Source organism: Falsiroseomonas oryziterrae, from assembly GCF_021864505.1.
GTDB classification, from domain to species: Bacteria; Pseudomonadota; Alphaproteobacteria; order Acetobacterales; family Acetobacteraceae; genus Falsiroseomonas; species Falsiroseomonas oryziterrae.
The window spans coordinates 1-21200 of sequence record NZ_JAKJIB010000009.1 but is presented as its reverse complement, the minus strand read 5'-3'; the positions used below and the strand labels follow the sequence as shown (position 1 = coordinate 21200).

Below are 21200 nucleotides of genomic sequence, written 5' to 3'. Positions count from 1 at the left end.
ACCTGCCTGTCGCGGCAGCCTCGATCTCTACCGACCATACGCTTGCGAGGCGTGCGAACCGCCAGCCAAATCCGCCGACGCGCGCGCGATACCGCTTCGTGCGATCGGACGCTCGCTTTGATTACTTCGTCCGTCCCCGGCATGCTTACCGACCTGTAATCTACAGTGCAGCAATATCAACCGACGCGCAACCACCACCGTTTCATTATGAACTCGCAGCAGGCACGACGGTACACCGGCCGCGCTCACGGTTCCGCGATCGGAAGTGCGGGGTGCTTCGAATTGGAAGTGTTACGGATGCGCCATTCTTCGATGAGAGGCATCGCTGACCACCCCCCCTCGCGACAGGACCGCCAACAGCGCTACCTCAGTCGGAGTGTGAAACGGTAGGGTCCCTCCACCGGCCCGCCCCGCTGCCGGCTGCCCGCTGCGCGCAGCTCACCTTTTCGCGCCGTCAACATGCCGCTCCACGCCTCGGCCGCCTGGCCGGATAGCGGTTCCACCAGCGCGCTCGGCGTCCGCTGCCAGCCGTCCGCGACGGCCCCAGACACTGACGGAGCAGAGTACCTCGCCGACCCTCATCACCGAGCGACTGCGCCGACGCGGGCGGCGCCCACATCGAGACCGCGCGGTGCCGATCCCGTCGCGATCGTGCGGACCCCGGCGCGAACGCCGGGCTAACTCGGTCGGCGTGTGGCTGCGGCAGCCTAGCGCGCGAAGGCTACTCCCGCGCCGCCCACTCAACTGCCTTTCGCTTGAGTGCCAGTATAGTAATTTCCCCTTATTTCGCGGCCCAGTTCATTATCTGCATTGCATTGCAATTTACTTATGGACCCTGCTGCCGCCCTGGGTAGATCTCTCGTATTCACAACGAGGGACCAACACATGGCCATCTTCTGGGTCATTCCTGAAGGCGAAGGGGTACGCGTCGACGGCACCGACATCTGGCTCGTCGCCAAGATCCACGCTGACGGCTCCGCCGACCTCACCACCCCCGACGGCCGCACCGTCACCCTGCAGCCCGAGATCGCGTTCCGTGTCGGCCCGGGCTTCCGCATGTGGCTGATGCCCGGTGCGCCGGCCGGCACGGTACGGCTCGCCATGGAGAGCTACGTGCCCCTGATGCACCGGCATCCGCCGCGCTCGCACCGCCCCGGAGCGGCACGGAGGCCGGCATGAGCGAGGACGCCATCAAGGCCCGCCATGGCCTGCGTCGCCCGTCTGCCTGTGGCCGGCGGCTCCGGCTCGAGGTCGTGCTCGACATCGACCAGCGGGTCGTCGTCCCCGACGCCCACATCGTCACGGGCCTGACGGATGCGATCTGGCACATGGACCGCCAGGACCTGCTGTTCCCTGGCGTGACCTGGCCGCCGCATCCCGAGCGTCTGTGGAGCTGGGAGGTCCGGCTCACGGGCTCGGGGCGGCGGAGTGCCACGACGGAGCGGCTTGAGCGGGCGATGGAGGCACGGCGGGCTGAAGGCGACGTGTGGCCCCGGCGGGCGCCGCGCTCGGAGGCCGAGGCTGCGCTGCAGGACGAGGCTGAGGCGGTCGTTGCCGCCATCGACCACCTCGAGCCGGAGCTGCTGAAGCGCGCGGGCGAGCTGTGGACCGCGATCGAGCGGCTGCGGCACGTGGCGGCGCGGGTACTGGAGCCCGACGCGTCGGCAGTCGAGCTCCGCGCGGCGGTCGCAGAGGCGCGCGACGTGCTCAAGCGCGTAGGATCACTCTCCCCACCTGCGGCCGAACCGCCTGCGCACGCAGATCCTTAGCATTGCCTTCTAGGGCCCGGTCTCGTGCACTCGAGTGCACGCGACCGGTGGCCCCTGGTCCGGTCGGTCGCTACCCTCCTTCTGGTGCGATCTGGCCGAGTGAGGAACATGACACGGCAGTCTCCGCGTCGAGTGAAGCTCTACGAGGCCGTCCTGGACGATCTGCTAGAACAGATCCGCGCGGGCCGGACCAGGCCTGTGCTCATGGGTCGACTGTTGGCGAAACTCTCCGGGGCCGACCGTGACGCTGCGGCGACCGAGGCCGGGCTGTCCCGCCGCCAAGCCTATTACCTGGTCACGATCGCCGAGGCGGTCCAGGCCGGGCTCATGACCGAAGCGAATGTGGCAGCTCTTGGCGTTGTCCGCGCACGGGCGCTCGCGCGCGATGCCCTGAAGCGGGGACGGCGCGTCAGCGCGTCGGAGGTGTCCAGAGCCGTGAGCGCGCCCTCCCGCGCCGTCAGCGCAGACGGCGATGCAGGTAAACCGGAGGTCCTAAGCTTCGCACTCGACCAGCGGCAGGCGGCCACTGTCCGGGCCGCCCTGGCTCGGTTCGGAGCGCCGGCCGGTGCTGGGCCACGCGCGCGAACGGCGGCGCTGGTCGCGATCTGCAAAGCCGCCGTGACCGGCCGTGGGAGTGCCCCTTAACCCGAACGTTATTCGGGCACCGGGACACTCCCGAGCTAGCCATTCGGGTTGTGCACTCGAGTGCACTGCTCAGCCAATCAGAGGCGTCTTCTCGAAGAGGGGCGGCATGGCCATCGCAAGAGCATCCGGCCAGCCCTGCCAAAAGGTCTGCGGGGTCCACCAAGACGGTGCGGACCCGTCCAGCGCCTCGCGAAGGCGCTGCCGTGCCGACTTCGCCATGCTGTGCCCCTTCGTATCGGGCACATGACCCAGGAGGTTCGTGATGCCCTTGAGCTGCGCATGGGACAGCGCCAGCTCGCGACAGACCTGCCCGGGGTTCACCACTCCGAAGGCAGAGCGGACGTCGTAGACGCGCATCGCTGCGAAGGGATTCTTGAGCAGGGGCAAGGCCGCAAGAGGCACGTTCGGCTTCGGACGCAGCTCGACGCGGGTCCAGGCCTCGCCGCCACTCATCTTCTGCTGCGAAGCCTTGTCGTAAATGCAGGGCGCGCCGTGCTTGGGTGACCCCAGATACAGCGTGCGCACAACGCCCTTGCTGACATAATGCCGGACAACACTCCGCGACGGCATCGCCCACGCCCAGTCCTGGAGCCGGACGCCATGCAGATCGAGAGCAAGATCAAGGCGCGAAACACGCGCCTTCGCGATCTCGCCGGGATGCATGGACAGATGCCCGCACAGCAGCTCGTCGTAAAGGTACGTGAACCCCTCAGGCGTCAGGCCAAGCGGGAAGATCTCGATCCGCAGCAAGCGCTTTCCACCGGGCGCGGGCTTCAGCTGCACCAGGGCGCCCGGCGTCTTCGACCAGATGAGCGGAGAGGTGCTCGTCGGGATCATCACGCTGAACGCGACCATGCTCCCCTTCTTCGCAGACCAGCCCGCCGGAAGGATGCCCTCAGCCCCGGCATGAAGCTTGAGGCTGATGAGATGGTTCAGGGCGATCTCGTGATCGTTGGGATGAAGAGGCAGGAGCAGAGTCAGGCGATCGACCTTCAGGTTGGCCTTCACCTCCTTCGAGGTCTTGCTCTCGAAGAGCGGATGAATGTGGCCGGGGCTGTAAGACTCATCGAGCATCGCTGGGGGTTCCCAATAGGCGCGTTGAGATGCGCCGTGACCGAAAGCGGTCATGGCCGGCGCTGCTCGTGCCAATCGAGGCCAATCGCGGTCAGCGCCTGCCAACTCACCTGCGTGATAGGGGAAGGCCGCGCAACTTTGATTCTTCGTGCCGGTACAGCGAATGCGCCACGCGTTCCGCCGCACGGCTTCGCCCCTCGCTCCGATGCGATGATCGATCGGCCGATACGACGCGAGGAGAAGCACCTGATGGACAAGCGAGCAGCCATGCAGCCGGTCGTCGGCGTCTCTCGCCCGCGCCCAACTCGCCCGGGCGTGCAGCGTCGTCTGCTGGCACTGTCCGAGGCAGCGCTGATGCTCGGACGGTCGCCCCGGACCCTTCGCCGCTGGATCGAGGCAGGCACGCTTCCGGCACATCGCCTCGGAGGGCAGCTGATGGTGAAGCCCGAGGACATCGCCGCGCTGATCGAGCGCGGCCGCGTCAACCCGCAACTTGGCACCGCTCCGAAGCTGAGCGTCTAAGCCCGCGACAGACCCCCAGATCCGTTCTCAGCGCCGCGAGGCATAGGGGGCATAGGGGGACTCAGTAGCCCCCTATGCCCCCTGTGGTCATTGGTGAAGATCGCGTCTGGAGCGGTGGCCTACGGCTTAGCTGACTCGTCGAGCTGAAGCCGATAGAGCGCCGCGCCCCACTTTCCGACGGCCTCCTGCTTCGTCAGCACGAAACCGCCGACACGAGCTCCATCCAGCGCCATCAGCCGCGCGACGACATTCTGCCGGCTGCCGCCGACGGGCATGAGACGCTTGAGGACGGTGGGATGCAGGCTGTTTGCCTTCACCGGCTCAAGCCCATGGACGTCATGCCAGAGGTTGAAGAGATCGCCGATCCATTGCCGCTCGGCGTCCGATGCCTTCGCCTTCTCGACGACCTCGACCACATCCCGGCATCCTAATGCGAGCAGCGGATCGCGCACCCAGCGTGCCCACCGCTCGAAGCTCCCGAGCGGACGGCCACGAGGCAGATCCTTCTCGATCTGGCCCCACCGCCAAATGGTCAGCGCTGCGCTCAGCAACGCCCCCCGCTGCGTGCGGATGAGCTCGTCGAACCCCTCCGGGAAGGGCCGCGCTTCGGCATCCGCTACGCCCGCGTCGAGGTTCACGCAGAGGAACCGGCGGGCCAGATCCTCAGAGATAGCGAGGCCATTGCCGGTGATGGCGAGGAACATGCGATTGGTGACCTGATGGACCTCGCTAGCCCGGAGCGGCCGAATCTGAAGCACCGGCTCGGTCAGCATGCTTGCGAGGCGGTCTGACTTGAGGGTGCGCCCGTTGACGTTGTCGAGCAGGGCACCTGCCGCCCCACCCAGGAGCGCGGCCTCGAGGCGCTTGTCGAGCTCAGCGCGGGTGTCGCCTGCCGTCATGGCCGGCACTGGCTCGCCGAAGGCGACCGTCGTGATGAGGCGGACAAGGCGGCCTTTCCCGGTCCCGGCTCCCGAGATTGCGGGCGCACGGACGAGCAGCCCCGGAGCGAGGTCCAGCGACGAACGACAGATAGCCGTGAGCAGGGCCGCCAGCGCGCAGCTCTCGTCGAGGCCGATCGGCGCTGCGGGATCCACGAGGGGCAGGCCCGTCGTCGTGTCCTTCACCGTCTTCGCGTCTGCGAAGGGAAAGGTCTCGATCACGGCGCGGAGGCACATCAGGGCATTCCGCGCGTCGGCCTTGCTTGGCTCCAGCTTTAGATCGAGCGCGGGCATCGGGGCCACAAGTACGCGGCTCGCTTCGTCGTAGCCATGCACAGCAAGGACACCGCCGCCCGCTGAGAGCAGCGGTGAGCGGGAGATGGCGGCGAGCTCCGGCAGCCCGCGATCGGTGGCGCTCAGGTAAAGTCGCGCCATGTGCAGCGGCAGGCTGCAGGGCTGGTAGGTCACCTCGCCGCCCGGGACCGTCTTACGACGCACGACCTGCGTCAGGTCGTAGACAGCGGTCATGATCCCATGCGCATCAAGGCGGCCGACCTTCAGCTGGCCTGACGAGGTGCAGCCGACCCTGACGATACCCATGCGCTCGAAGACCTCGCGACCCCAGCGGAGTGCGGCCGAGATGTCGCTGAGCGTCTCGCTCGGGTCGTCGTCGTTGACGACGATCTTCGGCGGAGGACTGCACTCCCCCGATCCAGGGCCGCCATCCTTAGAGCCCGTAGTGAAGGCGTCGGGAGCGGGCCCGCCAAGGCCTCCATCCATGTCCATCATGCTGACCTCCCGTGGATCGCAGCAGCTGCGCCGGGGAGGAGAGAACCACGCACCCGTACAGCATGCGGGCCGCGGGGATGCCGCCGGTGATGGCGGAATTCGTTGCTGACCATTCGAGCCTCGCGAACGCGGTGAGACAAGGGGCGCCGTTCACCGCACCAACGGGGGTGCGGCGGCACGACGCACTTCTGACTCAGGGGCGTGTTCGCTCTTCGGAGGGCTCTAGGCCCAAGGCCCCACCCTCACGGGCTCCAGCGATTTGGTACTGCACCGAACCGAACTCAAGGGGCTGGGTCCTCCAGCGCTGTCCGGCTGTGCAGCAGGCGAATCCTGGCGCGAGCGCGTGCCCAGCTTCGTGCTGCTCCGGTCGGTTGGCTAAGGCGCCTGCTACGCCACAATCGAAATGCTCTTCCTCAAGCACCAGACGCCGGCCCGCCCCCGTCCCAAGGCGAAATCCCCTCTGCGCTCCCGCGGAGGGTCGGGCGCGTCCCATCATGTTTCTGTGCACTCGAGTGCACAGCGTCGCCGAGCACTTCGTCGCAGAACGGATCTGCACTTGCACCTCTCGTTGGCAGCACCTGGCGTGGTCTGTCCGTCCATGTCCACCCCGCCACGAACCCATCACCTCCCTTCAACAAGTCAAAACCAACCCACCCCATTCGTTGCCGGACGCCTTTGTCCGGCCCTTTCCAGGAAAGGACGTGAATGACCATGACGTCGTACAAGAGCAGCAAGCCCGAGAAGCCGAATCCGGCGCAGATCGGAAGTGAGGGATCATCGCGCACGAAGCCGGTGACCTTCGCTGACCTCAAGGACGCCGTCGCCGCCGCGCCCGATCTCCCGCGCGGCACGCGGGTCAACATCCTCCGCGCTGTCGACCTGGTCGCGCGGCAGATGGGAGCGGCCGGCCTCGCCGGGGCGGTCGACATCGCGCGCATCGAGAAGCGGTTCCGGAAAGTGACCCCGGCCACGCTCGGCTTCAGCTCCCCGAAGAGCCTGTCCTCGATGATGAGCAACTTTCGCCGTGCGCTGCGAACGGCCGGCATCGAGGTGATGCCGGGGAAGTCGCGCAAGCCGCTCTCGCCGGCCTGGGCCGAGCTTCGCGAGCGGGCCGGTCCGAGTGCGCTCTGGCCCGCTGTCAGCCGCTTCGCGCATTGGGCATCCGAGCACGGACACGCGCCCACCGACGTCACGGACGGGCACGTCGAGCGCTTCCTGCAGCTCGTCCGGGACACGTCGCTGAAGCAGCATGCGGACAAGGCGCGGCGCAAGCTCGTCGCTGGATGGCTGTCGGCCCAGGCGAAGATCCCGGGCTGGCCGAGCCAGACCCTCACGATGCCGGCGCCAGGCCGCGCCGTGAGTTCGCCCGCTTGGTCAGCCTACCCTGCCTCGCTCGAGGCAGAGGCGCAGGCCTTCGTCGAGCGCGGCACCGGCACGGACAGCTGGCTCTCCCTCGACGACGACGACGTGAGGCCAGTGGAAGAGCTCAGCCCCAAGACGCGCGCCAACTACCTCGGGACATTGCGCCGGGCCGCCGGCGAATTCGTCGCGGCGGGCGTTCCCGCAGATCAGCTGAAGGGTCTCGCCGACCTCTGCCGCCCCGATCGCGTCAGGGAGGTGCTCGAGCGCGTCGGCAAGCGCCTGAACCAGCGGCAGGGATCGAGCATCGGCCAGATGGCCGTCGTGCTTCTCTGTGCCGGGCGTGCGGCCAAGCTCGCGGACGAGGACCTCCGGCGGCTCGCCCATCTCGAAAAGCAGGTCCGTGCGAAGCGCCAGATGGGCGAGCGCACGCATCAGCGGCTCACCGCCATGAGCGATGACCACACCCTCAGGGCTCTGATCAACCTGCCCGCCCGCCTCATGCGGGAGGCGGAGCGCAGGGGGGAGGTCGACATCCGCTCGGCCCGCCTCGTCCGCTGTGCGCTGTACCTGCAGATCCTCCTCGACACCGGCCTGCGGTCCGGCAACGTCGTCGGCCTGGACCTTGAGCGGCATGTCGTCCGGACCACGGCGGGCGGGCTCACGGTCATGATCAGCGGCGCCGAGCTCAAGAACGGGCAGGAGGTCGTCGCCGATCTCCGGCCCGAGACGGTCCGCATGCTCCAGGTCTACGTCGACCGGTATCGCTGCGTGCACGCCGGCAAGGCCGTAACGTCCTGGCTCTTCCCGCGCGAGGACGGAAGCAACTGGACGACCATGGCGGCGAACACGACGCTGCAGGACGTCACGGGAAAGGTCCTGGGGGTCGCCGTCAACCCTCACCTCGTAAGGTCGCTCATCCTCGAGATCTTGGAGAGGATGCACCCGGGGGCGCTCGCCCTCGGGCGCGACGTCCTCGGCCACAAGAGCATCGCCACAACCGAAGCCCACTACGCGCGCCGGCTGCCGGCCCGCGCACGCCAGCGGCACCAGTGCACGCTCGACGCCTTCGTGCGGGGTGGGCGGTGATGGGCAAGCCTAATCCGAAGCGGCTGGGCCTGCCGCTGTCCGAATGGCCGGAGCCGTGGCGGCGCGGCTGGGAACGGGCCTGCCAGCCGCCGGGCTTTCTCGACGAACGGGGCGGCGCGGCGAACTGGTCGCCCAGGCGGCAGCGCCAGGCGACCTACGATGCAGGTCGCTACGTGGCCTGGCTCGCCGCACACGAACCGGCCGCCGTCGGGAACCCGTCGCTCATCGCCGCGACGACGCCCAAGACACTGGCCGACTTTGCCAATCACGAGCTCGCACGGGGACTGAAGGCAAGCTCCATCGCCACAGCCATCGGGAATGCGATCGGTGTCGCGCGCGCAATCGGGCCGGAGCCACCGCCGGAGCATCTCCGCGCGCTCTGGACCGTCGTCGAGGGGCTCGAGGGGCGCGCCACGCGCGAGCGCCGGAGCCCGCGCGAGATCGCTCGGCCGGAGGATCTCTACCTGGCAGGCTTCGCCGAGATGGACGCGGCCCTCGGTCCTGACGGTCGCATCGCCGATGCGAACCGCTACCAGGCAGGCCTGATGGTGGCCCTGCTTGCGGCGGCACCGGTGCGGATCGGGAACTTCGCCTCGCTCGAACTCGGCCGCGACCTGCGACTTAGCGAGGGTGGCTGGCACATCCGACTGGACGCGGAGCGGACCAAGACGCGCCGGCGGGACATCTGGCCGGTACCAGAAGGCCTTCGAGGCGATCTCGAGTACTTCCTCGAAGAGGGGCGCCCCGTAATGCTCACCCGCGCCCGTCGGCCGGCCGGCCATGCGCGCCTCTGGGTCGGGGCTGTCGGTCAGCCGCTCGAGCACCAGGGCGTCAGGCAGCGGATCAAGGAAGTGACCGAGCGCCAACTCGGCCGAGCAATCTCGCCGCACAGCTTTCGGCACTCGGCTGCGACTGCTTTCGTGGTGGACCACCCGGAGCGGCCGCGCGAAGCGGCGGCGCTGCTCGGGCACGCAGGCTTCCGGACGACCGAGCGGCACTACGTCCGCTCATCGCGTCAGCTCTCGATCCGGCAGATGCAGGCTTTTCTCGAGCGCTTCCGTCGCCAGCGCGATCAAGAGGAGGCGGATCCGCATCCGGACGACTTGCCACGCTAAGAATCGGCCGAGCCGTAGCCGTGCACTCAAGTGCACAAGCGGGCCGGTCCACCCCGAAGGGAACGGCGGGGGGCCGAGAGCTCAATGACGGAATCGGCACAGCCTCATGCTCAGCCAGCGACGAAGGCTCCGTGGTTCGTCACGAGCCGGAGCCGGTCTGGAGCGACCTCCTCGGATACGAGCCAGGTGTGAAAGGACTGGAATGGGCGCATTGCAGACGTTCGCTTGTTTCGCGGGCTCGCCGGCTCCGCCTCGGTGAACGGACATCAATGCAGCACGCGTGTGTCTGTATGTCATGGCGTGGTCTGGCCGACAGCGGAAAGGCTGCTTTCGGACGGTCGGAATCGGAAAGCGGCCGATAGCGCCGCGACGGCAGCTAAGCGAGCGCTTCCCGCGAGAGAATATCCGCTTCCGGGAAGAGCCCGAGCCCGCGAATATGCGCTATCGCCTGTGCCGGATCGGCAACGAAAAGAACCACCGCTAGGTCTTGCCGAGCGCGTGTGCAGCAAACGTAGAAGAGCCGCCTCGTTCGCTCGACGGCGGTTTCACCGCCTTCCACCAGTGTCTTTTTGTCCCGAGTTGAAAGCTCTTTAAGACCGAAGTATTTTTCGTACGAAAATTGAAAATGTGTGCCCTCATCGTCGTCGAGCACAACAAGCACGCGATCATATTCAGCCCCCTTCACGCCTTGCTGCGTAGAGAAAGGCGACTCCTCGTGTACGTATTTTTGATAAGGCCGGAGCTGATGTGCTGCACAATTTAGGAACGCCGCCATCGAATTGATCTCATTTGACTGATTTTCGTCGCCCTCCGCTCCGTCATGTTCGCTCTCGTTAGCTTTGGGTTCATTGGCCGCGAAATCTTCAAGGTAAGCAGACAACCGAGGGTCAAGCGCGACCAAGCGACTTTCCTTGGCAAGCATCAACACGTCACGAATGGACGCATGCGATGCCGGCGCCATCAGTTCACTGATCTGATTGCTCAAAGCCTGAAGTTGGTTGAGGCGCTCGGCGACATTTACGCCTTTCAGATTGGCCTTCTCGAGCAACGGTGAATGAAGGCGAAGCAGTCGCATCCTATCGAAGTTTCGTCCGTCGCGAACAGCATCCGCAAGGGGGAGTAGAAACGAAACGAACGGTCGCAGTGGCCAAGCCGTCGCATCCAGAAATCCATTCTTGAAAGCGTCCGGTGCCTTGTCGTTGAGCGCTGCGTAGAGGTCTCCAAACCCCAATCGCTTTGCCGCCATGCGATGCACGATCACTAGCATTTTTACCGGATCGTTCTCGCCGGCGGGGAGCCACGTCTCGTCACTGTTTGCTTTGGCGATCCATGCTCTAACTTCGGCCACGCGTTCGTCGCGACGGGCATCGGTTGGCAGGACAAACAAACGCGCTGTACCTACGACCGGAACCTTCGCGTTGCCCTCCTCCTTCTTCCGGCCACCGACCTGAACCAGACCATCGCCGTCACGCCGTATGGCGTTCGCGAGGTTCAATACCGTGGTTGACGAACGGAAGTTCTGCGGTTTGGAGATCGCCCGCCAACCGTCGAGTTGGGGAACCGTGCCGATCCCGGTAGGATAAATGCGCTGCATCGGGTCTCCGAAGAACCCGAGGCAAAAGCGGGCCTGCTCCTGCTGCTGAATCGCCATCAACGCTTCGACAACGACAGGAAAGGTGTCTTGGCTTTCGTCCACAAAAATGAACGGAAATTGCTGCGCTACCAGAGATCGGAAAAGCGGGCGATCCATCATCAACCGCGTAGCCATCTTGATGATGTCATCGTGTCCTAGAATACCCGTGGCGTAGTCACTCCCGGTTCCATAAGCGAAGGTTCGAACCTTAGCGATAGCCTCACGCTGCTGCTCGTAGCGCACGATATCACGAGCGTTCTTGTCCCGCGTTTTCTGCTGAACGCGAGGGCTAAACTTGGACGCATCACTCTGCAGTTCTACAATCCGCTCGTTGATCCTGTTCGCCACCCAAGCGGCGATGTCTTGCTGAAAGGCGCGCCCAATCAACCAAAGGAAACTATGAATCGTAGAGACATGAACGAGCGGATTGTTCCCTACGTCCGCCCAAATCTCCTTTGCGGCGATCTCGGTGTAGGTGATGCAAGCCACGCGCTGCCTGCGCAACCGCAAACGCTCGCCGTGCATGGCGAGCGTCGAGGCGAGCCCCTTAATCAGCGACGTGGTTTTGCCAGAACCCGCCCCAGCAACCATGTTAAAGCTGGTCGGCGGCCGCGCTTCCAGACAGTGACGAAGATCTACGTCGGCCTGCGTATCGGGCTGTTGCGCGCGGCTACTCACCTACCCCGGCCCCGCCGACTTCGGCTTCTACTTCGAGATCGACCTGGGCCTTAAGCCAAATGAGACCGTCGTGAATGTACCTCGGAACTTGCCACTCTTCCGGTCGGGCTGTAAGCACCCCAAGGGCGAACTTAGTCTTGTCGAACTTGTCGCCACTGACCCGCTTGTGCAGGCCCGCTGCCAGGGCGGCAGGATCAGCCAATGCACCGCGTAAGCGCAGACCCAATCTCCGCTGTTGTGCGCTCTGGCACCACTCAGCGTTCTCGAGTCCGAAAGCTTCTTCCAAGGTCCGCCCGGCCAACTCGGCGCTATGGCCATTCCACACAACCGGCGCGGGCGTTTGATAGGCCACCCGGACGCGTGTCGTGCCGTCGGCTGGGGTTTCCTTTTCCTGCTCCGTCGCGGCGAAGAGATCGTGGATCGAAAGCTTTCCCGGAAGCCACTTGACGAGAGTCTGATTGGAAGTGACCGCGCCGGCTACGCCCGGCAGGCACTTCTTACCGTAGCGACGGGCAGGCGCACGGTCGGCGGCCCCGCAAGCCGATACCGATGGACCGTCGCTGCCCACCAACGACTCGGTGTTATCAACGCCTTCCGCTTCTGCGACCTCGGCTTCGATCTCAAGCTCTACATCGTCGTCATCTTCGCCGTCATGGTCGGCGGGCAAGAGCGTAACACTGTCCAAGTCGGTGATAACTAACGTGACGATCCCGAGGAACTCGATCAGCGACTTAAACTGGTGACCGAAGGCGCCGCCAACCTCCAGAATACATATGCAGGATGATCGCAGTGATGTCGCCGCTTTCGATATCATGATCGGGAGCAGCAATCGTTCGACGTTGCCCTCCACGAGCACGGCGGCATCCGAGAAAAACAAATCGCAGTGGGCGAGTTTCAGATACCGTTGCAGAAAATCGCGATGCTCGGCCTCCTGCGCGTAGAATGAGGACAGGTTGAGCACTTCGGTTACCTGGTCGCTTCCGACCAGATCGCGCCGGAAATAGCGGATTGGTTGAAAGCCGCGCTCGTATAGAATGTGTGGCGAGTGGGTCGTAATCACCACCTGGCTGGCGAACGACCCGCCTGCGTCACCCGGGATGACCAGCAAGTCAAGAATGTTGCGAATGAACACCTGCTGAAGTTGCGCGTGAAGGTGCGCCTCGGGCTCCTCGATGAAAATGAGATGGAGGGGCGCGCGCTCCTCCTGTTCAGCCTTCCAGCGCTCCTGTAGATCGAGCACTTCCACTACCATATATATCAGGTTTTTGAAGCCAAGCCCGTTGTAAGTGTCAGGCAGCATTATCGCCTGTGTGCCTTCGCCCACGATGTAGTGGACGCGCGCATCCTGGCTCATGATAGACGCCGGGTTCAGGGCTGACTTGATTTCGAGCCTTGGATTGTTGAGGCCTGGGTAGCCCAATCGCCCCAATCGCTCCAAAGTATCTTTAAAAACTTCCGCAAGATGCTTGTCGAGGCCCACCTCAGACTCGAACAGCGCCTTGAGCGCCTGATGGTCGTCCTGACGCTGATCGAGATTGCGCTGATAGAAGCGGCTCAAGCGCTTCGACAGATCCTCCGACCGGCCACCACCGACGGACGTCGCTGATGGATCAGCGAGGTGCCGCTGGGCATTCAGGAAATCGACCTTGACGAGCGATTTCAGCACGGCGTCGCCACCTGGGTCGTTGCCCAGCGGCAGCGGCAGATATCCTTCGACCGCGCGAAACTTCGAGTCAAACTGCGTGTGATCCAGGACGAAGTACCGCAGCTCGTACTCGCGTCTCAGCTCCTCGAGCAGGTAAGCCGACAGCGACTTCGGCCAAGGCACGTAATCGCCTGCGCCACCGACCAGCGCTTCCGCCTTGGCCCGGCCCTCGTCACGAGCGGCGCGGTATCGCTGAATTAGGTCGGAGATGTTCTTCGGCGCAAGTTCTACGCGGATGCCCACTAGCGTTCCGGCCCAAGCGGTCGATGGCAGGATGGGGATAACGAGATAGAGGTCTTCCGCTCCTACCTCGAACCAAAGGTCGAGCGCGACGGTTGGAAACTCCGCCTCGGCGATCTCGCCGTTTCTTTCGCCGATCTCATCCAACAACGGCCATACATGGGAGCTGAAATCATACAGGCTAAAGGCATTTTTGCCGCCGTTGAGGAACATCTGCATCGCCTGCGTAGCAGATGTTTTTCCGCTGTTATTCGCGCCAACAAAAATAGAGATGTCGGATGCAAGTTCGACATGCACGTCTCGAAGCCGCCGAAAATTCCGCAGTCGATAAGAATGCAGATGCATCGTGTCGCCCCCAGGATTGATGCTACTGCCTAACGACGCGCGAGGGAACCTCGAACCCATTTTGGCGGCTGAATCTGAGGAGGCGGTCTCTTCCCGAGTGTTTTCGGTTCCCGATACGGCTCGTGGCGTTCGCTGTCAGGACCCGAACCGCCGCGGCTGAATGTCTGAGAAGGGTCGAGAGCTGACCGTTAACGCGCAAGCCCCCAGTCGCTGACCGAGTGCGAGGTCCCAAGATGCTCGCGCACAGCAGCACATCAGCCGGAGCTGCACACCGTGCACTCGAGTGCACGGCAGGGGCCCCTGTGGTCGCGCGCCGAACGTACACTGGTCTGCCTCCCCTGTGACGGCGCGCTCGCCGTTGACCGCGTAGTCGAGGTGTCGCGGCGCGCGCAGCCGGACTCAGTTCTAGACCAGGGCAAGAAATAGGTGGCGCGCGTCCCGGTCTGACGATGTAGCTGGTTCGGCCGTGGACAACGCGCGGCCTCTGCCGAACCCGACCGAAACCGAGCACGCGCCTCCGAGCGCGCCGCGGCGTATTCGCGCTGGCACGCCGCAGGTTGCTATCCTCACCAGCGTTCAGACTCCCACGCATCCGGAGGCGGGTGAGGTCAGCCTCCTCATGCGCTATCTTGGCACCGAACTCGCCCGCATCCTCGAAACCGACACATGACCGCAGCCCCCCCTGCTCCGCATTCACAACGTGTGGCCGTGTATGCCCGCGTCTCGACGGCCAAGCAGGCTGAGGCCGATCTCTCGATCCCCGACCAGCTCGCCTCGGCCCGCGCCTACTGTGAGCGCCACGGGTGGACCGTGGCCGCGGAGTTCATCGAGCCCGGTGCCTCCGGCACTGATGACCAGCGCCCCGCTTTCCAACGCCTCATAGAAGAGGCGACAGGCAGCGCCCGACCGTTCGATGTCGTGCTCGTCCATTCGCTGAGTCGGTTCGCACGCGATCTCGTGGCAGTCGAACTCGCCACGAGGCGGCTTGACAAAGTCGGCGTCAGGCTCGTCTCCATGACGCAGGAGATGAGTGACGATGCGAACGGCATGTTGATGCGTCGGATCATCGCCGCAATCGACGAACACCACTCGCAGGAGAACGCGAAACACACGCTCCGGGCGATGCGCGAGAACGCTCGCCAGGGTTACTGGAACGGCAGCCGTCCGCCCTACGGCTACAAGGCGGTCGAAGCGGGACAGCGCGGCGCGCGGGTGAAGAAGGTGCTCGCCGTCAACGAGGACGAGGCCGAGGTCGTCCGTCGAGTTTTCGCCTTGCACCTGGGGGCCGAAGGCGCACCGACGGGCGTGAAGGCCATCGCTGCCCGCCTCAACGATGCGGGCGTCACGCTTCGCGGAAAGCCCTTCAGCATCTCCAACGTCCACCGGATCCTCACCGCTACGACCTACGCGGGCCGGCACGTCTTCAACCGCGTGGAGGCTCGGTCCGGTAAGGCGAAGCCGCGCGACGAGTGGATCGAGGTCGCCGTACCCGCGATCGTCTCGGCCGAAGACTTCGAACGGGTGCAGGAAAGTCTTGCGGCCCGTGCCCCCAGCAGGACGCCACCCAGGGCCGTGTCGAGCCCGGTCCTACTCACCAGTCTTGCAGTCTGCGAAACCTGCGGGGCCGGCATGACGCTGCGAACGGGCAAGGGCGGCAGGTACCGCTACTACACCTGCGCCGGGCAGGCGCACCGAGGCAAGTCGGTCTGCGCCGGCAGGTCGGTTCCGATGCAGCAGCTTGATGGCCTCGTCACCGACGCCCTGGCCGAGCGGGTACTTCGGCCCGAACGCCTGGAAGCACTGCTGGCCGCCTACATCTCCCGCGGAGCAGAGGCGGACGGCGCGCGAAAGGAGCGCTTGGCGCGCGCTCGCAAGGCACTCACCGACGCGGCGGGGGCGAAGAGCAACCTCCTCGGCCTTGTTGCGGCAGGAGTACTGCAGGCCGACGATCGCGACCTCGCAGAGCAACTCCGCTCAGCAGAGGCTCGCCGTTGTGCGGCGGAGGAGGAGATCGCGCGCCTCGAGGCGGCGGCAAACGCGGTCGCTCCCACGGCGATCACTGCGGCGAAGGTCGCAAAACTGGGGGCGACAATCCACCAGGCGCTGCAGTCTGGCCCACCGGAATTCAGGCGGGCGTACCTCCGGCTCTTCGTCGGAAAGGTCGTCGTCGGTGACAAGGAGGTGCAGATCAGCGGGCCTACGTCCGCTCTGGCTCGCGCCGCCCAGGCTGCGGAGAACGCCGACCCAAAGGATCTGAGTACTCAGTTTCGTAGGCGATGGCGTCCCATAGGGGATTCGAACCCCTGTTGCCGCCGTGAGAGGGCGGTGTCCTAGGCCTCTAGACGAATGGGACCCATGGCCTTCGCCGGCCGGCGAACCGCGGCGAGGCCGGCTGTCTAGACCCGCTTGCCGGCCGGATCAAGCGGCTGTCCACCTGCCGCCAGCGCGCGATCGCGCCGGCCGCTGCGACATGCATCGGAGCAATACCGCACCGCATCCCAGTCGCGCGCCCATTTGCGCCGCCACGCGAAGGGACGCCCGCAGGCCAGGCACGGCTTCTCCGGCAGATGCGGCTTGCGGTGGCCGCCGCGGCCAGCCACGCCCTACTCCGCCGCGCGGAGCTCGGCGATCACGCGACCCCGCCGCGGCTCCACGAACAGGATGCGCTCGCCATCGGGCCGCGCGACCAGCACGACCAGCCGGCCTTCCGTCTCCGCGACCGACAGGATCCGCGTCCCCGCCGGCTGACCCAGATGCTGCGCGCCGGACACGGCCGCACCGCGATCGCCGCCGGCCCGCTGGACGATCAGCACCACGAGCGTCACGGTGCCCGCTACGATCAGCACCCCCATCACACCGACAAGCCACTTGAGCGCCGCCACGCCACCCCCCGCCGATCCTGCTGCACCGCGCCTGCTGGAGGCCGTCGCGCCGCCCGAGGCCGCCGGCACCCGCGCCGACCGTTTCCTCGCCGGCGCGGTAGAGGGCCTTTCCCGCTCCCGGGTCAAGGCGCTGATCGAGGCCGGCCATGCCCGATGCGACGGCCGCCCGATCACCGACCCGTCCGAGACGGTGCGGGCCGGTGCCCGCTACGCCCTCACGGTGCCGCCCGCCGCGCCGGCCGCGCCGAAGCCCGAAGCGATCCCGCTCGCCATACTGTTCGAGGACCGCGACCTCATCGTGCTCGACAAGCCGGCCGGCCTGGTCGTGCATCCGGCGCCCGGCAATCAGGCGGGCACGCTGGTCAACGCCGTGCTCGCCCATGCCGGCGAGGACCTCTCCGGCATCGGCGGGGAGGCGCGGCCCGGCATCGTCCATCGCCTCGACAAGGACACCTCGGGCGTCATGGTCGTGGCGAAGTCGGAGCGCGCCCACACCGCGCTCTCCGCCGCCTTCGCCAGTCGCGACCTGGACCGCGAGTATCTCGCGCTGGTCTGGGGCCTGCCGGCCGCCGCCGCGGGCGAGATCGAGGCGCCGATCGGCCGCCACCCTACCGATCGGAAGCGGATGGCGGTGGTGACGCGCGGCGGCAAGCCGGCGCTGACGCGATGGCGGCTGGAGCGCGCCTTCGGCACCGCCGCGGCGCTGCTGCGCTGCCGGCTGGCGACGGGCCGGACGCATCAGATCCGCGTCCACCTGGCCCATGCCGGCCATCCTCTGGTGGGCGACCCGGTCTATCTCCGCCGGACGCCGGCCGCCGCCCGCCTGCTGCCGGAGTCGCTGCGCGACGCGCTGCTGGCTTTCCCGCGCCAGGCGCTGCATGCTGCCTCCCTCGGGTTCCGCCACCCGGTGACCGGCCAGGCGCTGTCCTTCCAGACGCCGATGCCGTCCGACATGGCGGCCCTGGTCGACCTGCTCGGTGCGGGTCTGTGACGGAAGGTTACAGGACCTAAACCGAGTGTGACGGTCGGGTTTTCCTGGACCCCGCTCCCCGAATCAGCTATATGCGTTTCGTCAACGACAGACGGGTGCCGCTGCGCCTGTCGCGCGCGGAACCGGAACGGTCCTGCGGACAAGGTGTCCCCGCACTTCCTCTCCCCGTCGTGACCGGATGAGGGGTTGTACGGGAGGGCCCGGATGACGTTGGCGGATCATGGGGCCGAAAGGCCCGCAGGCTGTTCAGGGCCCCGCCGTCACGGGGGGTGAAGGGCAGCGCAGGAGGCAGAACCCGCTATGGCGTCCAGCCTTTCGATCCCGATCGCCCCGGAGGGCAATCTCTCTCGCTACCTCCAGGAGATCCGGAAGTTTCCGATGCTCACCGCGGAGGAGGAGTACAACCTCGCCAAGCGGTGGAAGGAAGCCGGCGACGAGCAGGCCGCGCACAAGCTCGTCACCTCGCATCTGCGCCTCGTCGCCAAGATCGCCATGGGCTACCGCGGCTACGGCCTGCCGGTGGGCGAGCTGATCTCCGAAGGCAATGTCGGCATGATGCAGGCGGTGAAGCGGTTCGACCCGGACCGCGGCTTCCGCCTGGCCACCTACGCGATGTGGTGGATCCGCGCCGCCATCCAGGAATACATCCTGCACAGCTGGTCGCTCGTGAAGATGGGCACGACCGCCGCGCAGAAGAAGCTGTTCTTCAACCTGCGCCGGCTGAAGGGCCAGATGAGCGCGCTGGAGGAAGGCGACCTCAAGCCCGAGCAGGTCGAGAAGATCGCCAAGGCGCTGCAGGTGCCCGAGGCCGACGTGGTCAGCATGAACCGCCGCCTCGCCTCGCCCGACAACAGCCTGAACGCGCCCGTCCGCGCCGACAGCGAGGGCGAGTGGCAGGACTGGCTGGTCGACGAGAGCGAAAGCCAGGAGGAGGAGCTGGCGGAGCGGCAGGACATGTCGAACCGCCGGCAACTGCTCGGCGAGGCGCTGAAGACCCTCAACGACCGCGAGCGCCACATCCTGATCGAGCGGCGCCTGAAGGACGAGCCGACCACGCTCGAGGAGCTTTCGCAGCAGTACAACATCAGCCGCGAGCGCGTGCGCCAGATCGAGGTCCGCGCCTTCGAGAAGCTGCAGAAGAGCATGAAGCAGCAGATCGTCGAGCGCAGGCTCGCGGTCAGCTGAGCGGAGGCTCGCAGTCAGCTGAGCGCAGGCTCGCGGTCAGCTGACGGCGCAGGCGCGCGGTCGGCTGATTTCCCGCTGACGTGATATTCGAATAGGGGCCGGCGGCCGCGCTGCCGGCCCTTTTCGCGTCAGGCGGCCCGCGCCCACTGCACGATCTCGCGCAGCGGCATCGCACCGGCGCGCCGCGCGACCTCCCGCCCGTCGCGGAACAGCGCCAGCGTCGGGATGGAGGAGATGCCGAGCTCCGCGGCCAGCGCCGGCGCCTCCTCGGTCGAGACCTTGACGAGCCGCATCCGCGGCTCGAGCTCCCTCGCCGCCGCGTCGAAGGCCGGCGCCATCACGCGGCACGGGCCGCACCAGGACGCCCAGAAATCGACCAGCACCGGCAGCCCCGACAGGCGCAGGTGCCTGCGCGCCCGCACCTCGTCGAGTCCCACCGGCTTCGCCTCGAAGAGCGGACGGTGGCAGGCGCCGCAGCGCGGCCGGTCGCCAAGCCGTGCTGCCGCCACCCGCACCGCCGCGTCGCAATGCGGGCAGACAACCAGCGTGGCGTCGCTCATTCCGGCATCACTCCGCCGCAGGCTGCCATCCACGGCGCGGCCCGCGGGAAGGCTCCACCAGGGACGGCGCGAAGCGGCGCCCGATCAGCCCGAGCAGCGCATAGACCGCCACCAGCGTCGCAGCCGCACCGCCGGCGAAGATCGCCAGGCCGAGCACCCAGTCGATCGGCCCGCCGATGTCGCGAAACCCCGAATGGGTCACCTGCTGCATCACCAGCACCGCCGTCGCTCCGCCGAAGACGGCGGCCACCTCCGACCAGACCAGGCGACGCGGATGGATGCCGCGATCGCGCAACAGCACGTAGACGAAGGCGAGCAGCGCCAGCGCGCCCGCGCCGACCGTCACCCAGAGCCCGAGACCGAGCATCTCCTCGAACACGGCCACGAAGACCCAGAGCTCGAGTTCCTTCATCGGCTTTTCTCCTTCCTCTCCAGTGACCCGGTCACGCGCGGCCGCGCAGCATCGCGAGATAGGTCGGCTTCAGCCCGACCTCCTTCATGATCCAGGAGATCCACAGCTCCTCGAGCGGTGCGACGATGCCGGGGAAGGAGGGGACGAGATTGTCGTTGTAATCGAACTCCACCAGCATCGCCCGGCCGATGCGCGTGATCAGTGGGCATGAGGTGTAGCCGTTGTAGCGCTCCGCGCTCTCGCGCCCCTGGATCGCGGCGACAAGGTGATCGACCGCCACGGGCACCTGCCACTTCACGCTCGCCGCCGTCTTGCCCTTCGGCACGCCCGCGACGTCGCCGACGCAGAACACCTCCGGGAAGCGGACATGGCGAAGGTTGTGCCGGTGCACCTCCGCCCAGCCGTCGCCGGCCCAGGGCCCGGTCTGCCAGCGCAGCGGAGAGTTGCGCACGATCGCCGGCGCGCGCATCGGCGGCACGACGTTGATGAAGTCGTAGCGCTGCTCCTTGCGGCCCTCGGGCGTCTCGAACACCGCCACCTTGCGGCCGAGGTCGATGCCCTTCAGCACATGCGCGTAGTTCACCTTGATGTCGCGCTCGCCGAACAGCATGCGCACCTTCTCCGACACGATGGGCACGCTGAACAGCACGCGGTTCTGCGCGTGGTAGATCAGCTCAGCCCTGCCCCGCGTACCCGCGCGGCGCAGCCGGTCGTCGGTGAGGAAGGCGTATTTCAGCGGCGCGCCCGCGCATTTCATCTCGGTCTCAGGGCGGCCGAAGACGCCGACGCCGCCGCGCTCGGCGAAGGCCGCCATCGCGCGCCAGGTGGCCTCGGCCTGCTGCGGGCCGGCATAGATCGAACCGAGCCCGTCCTGGCCGATGCGGGCGACGTCCATCCCCTCGATCGCGTCGTAGTCGAGCTGCAGCCCCGTCGCGACGATCAGCCAGTCATAGGGCAGCCGCTGCCCGCCTTCGGTCGTGACGACCTTGGCGACGGGGTCGATCTCCGCCGCGCGTTCCTCGACCAGCCGGACGCCGCGCGCGACGTATTCGGCGGTGGTGGACAGGACGTAGTCCGGTCCCCGCAGGCCCGCCGCAACCAGGGTGAAGCCGGGCTGGTAGAGATGCTCGCGCCGCCGGTCCACCAGCGTGATCTCGGCGCCCGAGAGCCGCTGCGCGAGCCGCGACGCGGCGGTGAGGCCGGCCGCGCCGGCGCCCACGATGACGATGCGCGCGCGGGTGGCGACAGGCTGCGCCTGGCCGCTCGGCG

The 21200-nt window shown here is 66.6% G+C and carries 17 protein-coding genes, 1 tRNA gene and 1 pseudogene; 9 read left to right on the top strand and 10 right to left on the bottom strand.

Annotation, left to right across the window (positions count from 1 at the left end; translation table 11 throughout):
- The first annotated feature begins 885 nt into the window (after positions 1 to 885).
- From L2I40_RS02045 to L2I40_RS02035, 3 genes are all read left to right on the top strand, one after another.
- Positions 886 to 1179 carry a hypothetical protein gene (locus L2I40_RS02045; protein WP_237213190.1) on the top strand — a complete coding sequence of 98 codons (294 nt, stop codon included), beginning with the start codon at positions 886 to 888 and terminating at the stop codon, positions 1177 to 1179.
- The gene (locus L2I40_RS02040) at positions 1176 to 1769 is read left to right on the top strand and encodes a hypothetical protein (RefSeq protein ID WP_237213189.1); all 594 of its coding nucleotides are present in this window, start codon (positions 1176 to 1178) and stop codon (positions 1767 to 1769) included. The genes L2I40_RS02045 and L2I40_RS02040 overlap by 4 nt, the downstream gene beginning before the upstream one ends.
- Positions 1770 to 1901: 132 nt before the next feature.
- A complete protein-coding gene (locus L2I40_RS02035; RefSeq protein ID WP_237213188.1) occupies positions 1902 to 2414 on the top strand; it encodes a hypothetical protein in 513 nt (170 codons plus the stop codon).
- 69 nt (positions 2415 to 2483) lie between these two features.
- On the opposite strand, the gene L2I40_RS02030 is transcribed toward L2I40_RS02035, so the two are convergent.
- Positions 2484 to 3542, bottom strand: a complete 1059-nt coding sequence (locus L2I40_RS02030) for a replication initiation factor domain-containing protein (RefSeq protein WP_237213187.1) — start codon at positions 3540 to 3542, stop codon at positions 2484 to 2486.
- Between the two features lie 156 nt (positions 3543 to 3698).
- Between L2I40_RS02030 and L2I40_RS02025 the strand changes: the two genes are divergently transcribed.
- A complete protein-coding gene (locus L2I40_RS02025; RefSeq protein ID WP_237213186.1) occupies positions 3699 to 4010 on the top strand; it encodes a helix-turn-helix domain-containing protein in 312 nt (103 codons plus the stop codon).
- A 119-nt stretch (positions 4011 to 4129) separates the two neighbouring features.
- Here L2I40_RS02025 and L2I40_RS02020 read toward each other — a convergent pair whose 3' ends face one another.
- A complete protein-coding gene (locus L2I40_RS02020; RefSeq protein ID WP_237213185.1) occupies positions 4130 to 5737 on the bottom strand; it encodes a hypothetical protein in 1608 nt (535 codons plus the stop codon).
- Between the two features lie 705 nt (positions 5738 to 6442).
- On the opposite strand from L2I40_RS02020, the gene L2I40_RS02015 reads away from it, so the two are divergent.
- Both L2I40_RS02015 and L2I40_RS02010 read left to right on the top strand, forming a co-directional pair.
- Positions 6443 to 8185: a site-specific integrase gene (locus L2I40_RS02015; protein WP_237213184.1), complete on the top strand. Its 1743-nt coding sequence runs from the start codon at positions 6443 to 6445 to the stop codon at positions 8183 to 8185.
- 173 nt (positions 8186 to 8358) lie between these two features.
- The gene (locus tag L2I40_RS02010; protein WP_237213183.1) at positions 8359 to 9300 is read left to right on the top strand and encodes a tyrosine-type recombinase/integrase; all 942 of its coding nucleotides are present in this window, start codon (positions 8359 to 8361) and stop codon (positions 9298 to 9300) included.
- A 376-nt stretch (positions 9301 to 9676) separates the two neighbouring features.
- On the opposite strand, the gene L2I40_RS02005 is transcribed toward L2I40_RS02010, so the two are convergent.
- Together L2I40_RS02005 and L2I40_RS02000 are read right to left on the bottom strand one after the other, a co-directional pair.
- On the bottom strand, positions 9677 to 11611 hold the full coding sequence (locus tag L2I40_RS02005; RefSeq protein WP_237213182.1) for a UvrD-helicase domain-containing protein: 1935 nt from the start codon (positions 11609 to 11611) through the stop codon (positions 9677 to 9679).
- Entirely contained in the window at positions 11604 to 13901 is a 2298-nt protein-coding gene (locus L2I40_RS02000) for an ATP-dependent nuclease (protein ID WP_237213181.1), read from the bottom strand. Before L2I40_RS02000 ends, L2I40_RS02005 begins: the two co-directional genes overlap by 8 nt.
- 666 nt (positions 13902 to 14567) lie before the next feature.
- On the opposite strand from L2I40_RS02000, the pseudogene L2I40_RS24550 reads away from it, so the two are divergent.
- Positions 14568 to 15653: pseudogene (locus L2I40_RS24550) on the top strand (recombinase family protein); the annotation flags it as partial.
- Between the two features lie 525 nt (positions 15654 to 16178).
- Here L2I40_RS24550 and L2I40_RS01990 read toward each other — a convergent pair.
- From L2I40_RS01990 to L2I40_RS01980, 3 genes are all read right to left on the bottom strand, one after another.
- A tRNA-Glu gene (locus L2I40_RS01990) sits at positions 16179 to 16254 on the bottom strand.
- 43 nt (positions 16255 to 16297) lie between these two features.
- Complete coding sequence (locus tag L2I40_RS01985; RefSeq protein ID WP_237213179.1) at positions 16298 to 16501, bottom strand: DUF2256 domain-containing protein; 204 nt, start codon at positions 16499 to 16501, stop codon at positions 16298 to 16300.
- 3 nt (positions 16502 to 16504) lie between these two features.
- A complete protein-coding gene (locus L2I40_RS01980; protein WP_237213178.1) occupies positions 16505 to 16783 on the bottom strand; it encodes a DUF6476 family protein in 279 nt (92 codons plus the stop codon).
- On the opposite strand from L2I40_RS01980, the gene L2I40_RS01975 reads away from it, so the two are divergent.
- On the top strand, positions 16770 to 17774 hold the full coding sequence (locus L2I40_RS01975; protein WP_372490981.1) for an RluA family pseudouridine synthase: 1005 nt from the start codon (positions 16770 to 16772) through the stop codon (positions 17772 to 17774). The two genes, L2I40_RS01980 and L2I40_RS01975, sit on opposite strands and share 14 nt — an antisense overlap.
- A 300-nt stretch (positions 17775 to 18074) precedes the next feature.
- Positions 18075 to 18959 (top strand): RNA polymerase sigma factor RpoH, encoded by an 885-nt coding sequence (rpoH, locus tag L2I40_RS01970; RefSeq protein ID WP_237213177.1) that lies wholly within the window; start codon positions 18075 to 18077, stop codon positions 18957 to 18959.
- Between the two features lie 128 nt (positions 18960 to 19087).
- Here the strand turns inward: rpoH and trxA are convergent, their stop codons facing one another.
- The 3 genes from trxA to L2I40_RS01955 all read right to left on the bottom strand — a co-directional run.
- Complete coding sequence (trxA, locus tag L2I40_RS01965; protein WP_237213176.1) at positions 19088 to 19519, bottom strand: thioredoxin; 432 nt, start codon at positions 19517 to 19519, stop codon at positions 19088 to 19090.
- A gap of 7 nt (positions 19520 to 19526) precedes the next feature.
- Positions 19527 to 19931: a DUF5368 domain-containing protein gene (locus tag L2I40_RS01960; protein ID WP_237213175.1), complete on the bottom strand. Its 405-nt coding sequence runs from the start codon at positions 19929 to 19931 to the stop codon at positions 19527 to 19529.
- 31 nt (positions 19932 to 19962) lie between these two features.
- Positions 19963 to 21200 (bottom strand): NAD(P)/FAD-dependent oxidoreductase (locus L2I40_RS01955; protein WP_237213174.1); only part of this gene is annotated, 1238 nt, incomplete at its 5' end.

What these genes read in the sequence shown, in the direction of transcription:
- L2I40_RS02045 (WP_237213190.1), top strand. Translation starts at nt 886, where the DNA reads ATGGCCATCTTCTGGGTCATTCCTGAAGGCGAAGGGGTACGCGTCGAC.
- L2I40_RS02040 (WP_237213189.1), top strand. Translation starts at nt 1,176, where the DNA reads ATGAGCGAGGACGCCATCAAGGCCCGCCATGGCCTGCGTCGCCCGTCT.
- L2I40_RS02030 (WP_237213187.1), bottom strand. Translation starts at nt 3,542, where the DNA reads ATGACCGCTTTCGGTCACGGCGCATCTCAACGCGCCTATTGGGAACCC.
- L2I40_RS02025 (WP_237213186.1), top strand. Translation starts at nt 3,699, where the DNA reads ATGATCGATCGGCCGATACGACGCGAGGAGAAGCACCTGATGGACAAG.
- L2I40_RS02020 (WP_237213185.1), bottom strand. Translation starts at nt 5,737, where the DNA reads ATGATGGACATGGATGGAGGCCTTGGCGGGCCCGCTCCCGACGCCTTC.
- L2I40_RS02015 (WP_237213184.1), top strand. Translation starts at nt 6,443, where the DNA reads ATGACCATGACGTCGTACAAGAGCAGCAAGCCCGAGAAGCCGAATCCG.
- L2I40_RS02000 (WP_237213181.1), bottom strand. Translation starts at nt 13,901, where the DNA reads ATGCATCTGCATTCTTATCGACTGCGGAATTTTCGGCGGCTTCGAGAC.
- rpoH (WP_237213177.1), top strand. Translation starts at nt 18,075, where the DNA reads ATGGCGTCCAGCCTTTCGATCCCGATCGCCCCGGAGGGCAATCTCTCT.
- trxA (WP_237213176.1), bottom strand. Translation starts at nt 19,519, where the DNA reads ATGAGCGACGCCACGCTGGTTGTCTGCCCGCATTGCGACGCGGCGGTG.
- L2I40_RS01960 (WP_237213175.1), bottom strand. Translation starts at nt 19,931, where the DNA reads ATGAAGGAACTCGAGCTCTGGGTCTTCGTGGCCGTGTTCGAGGAGATG.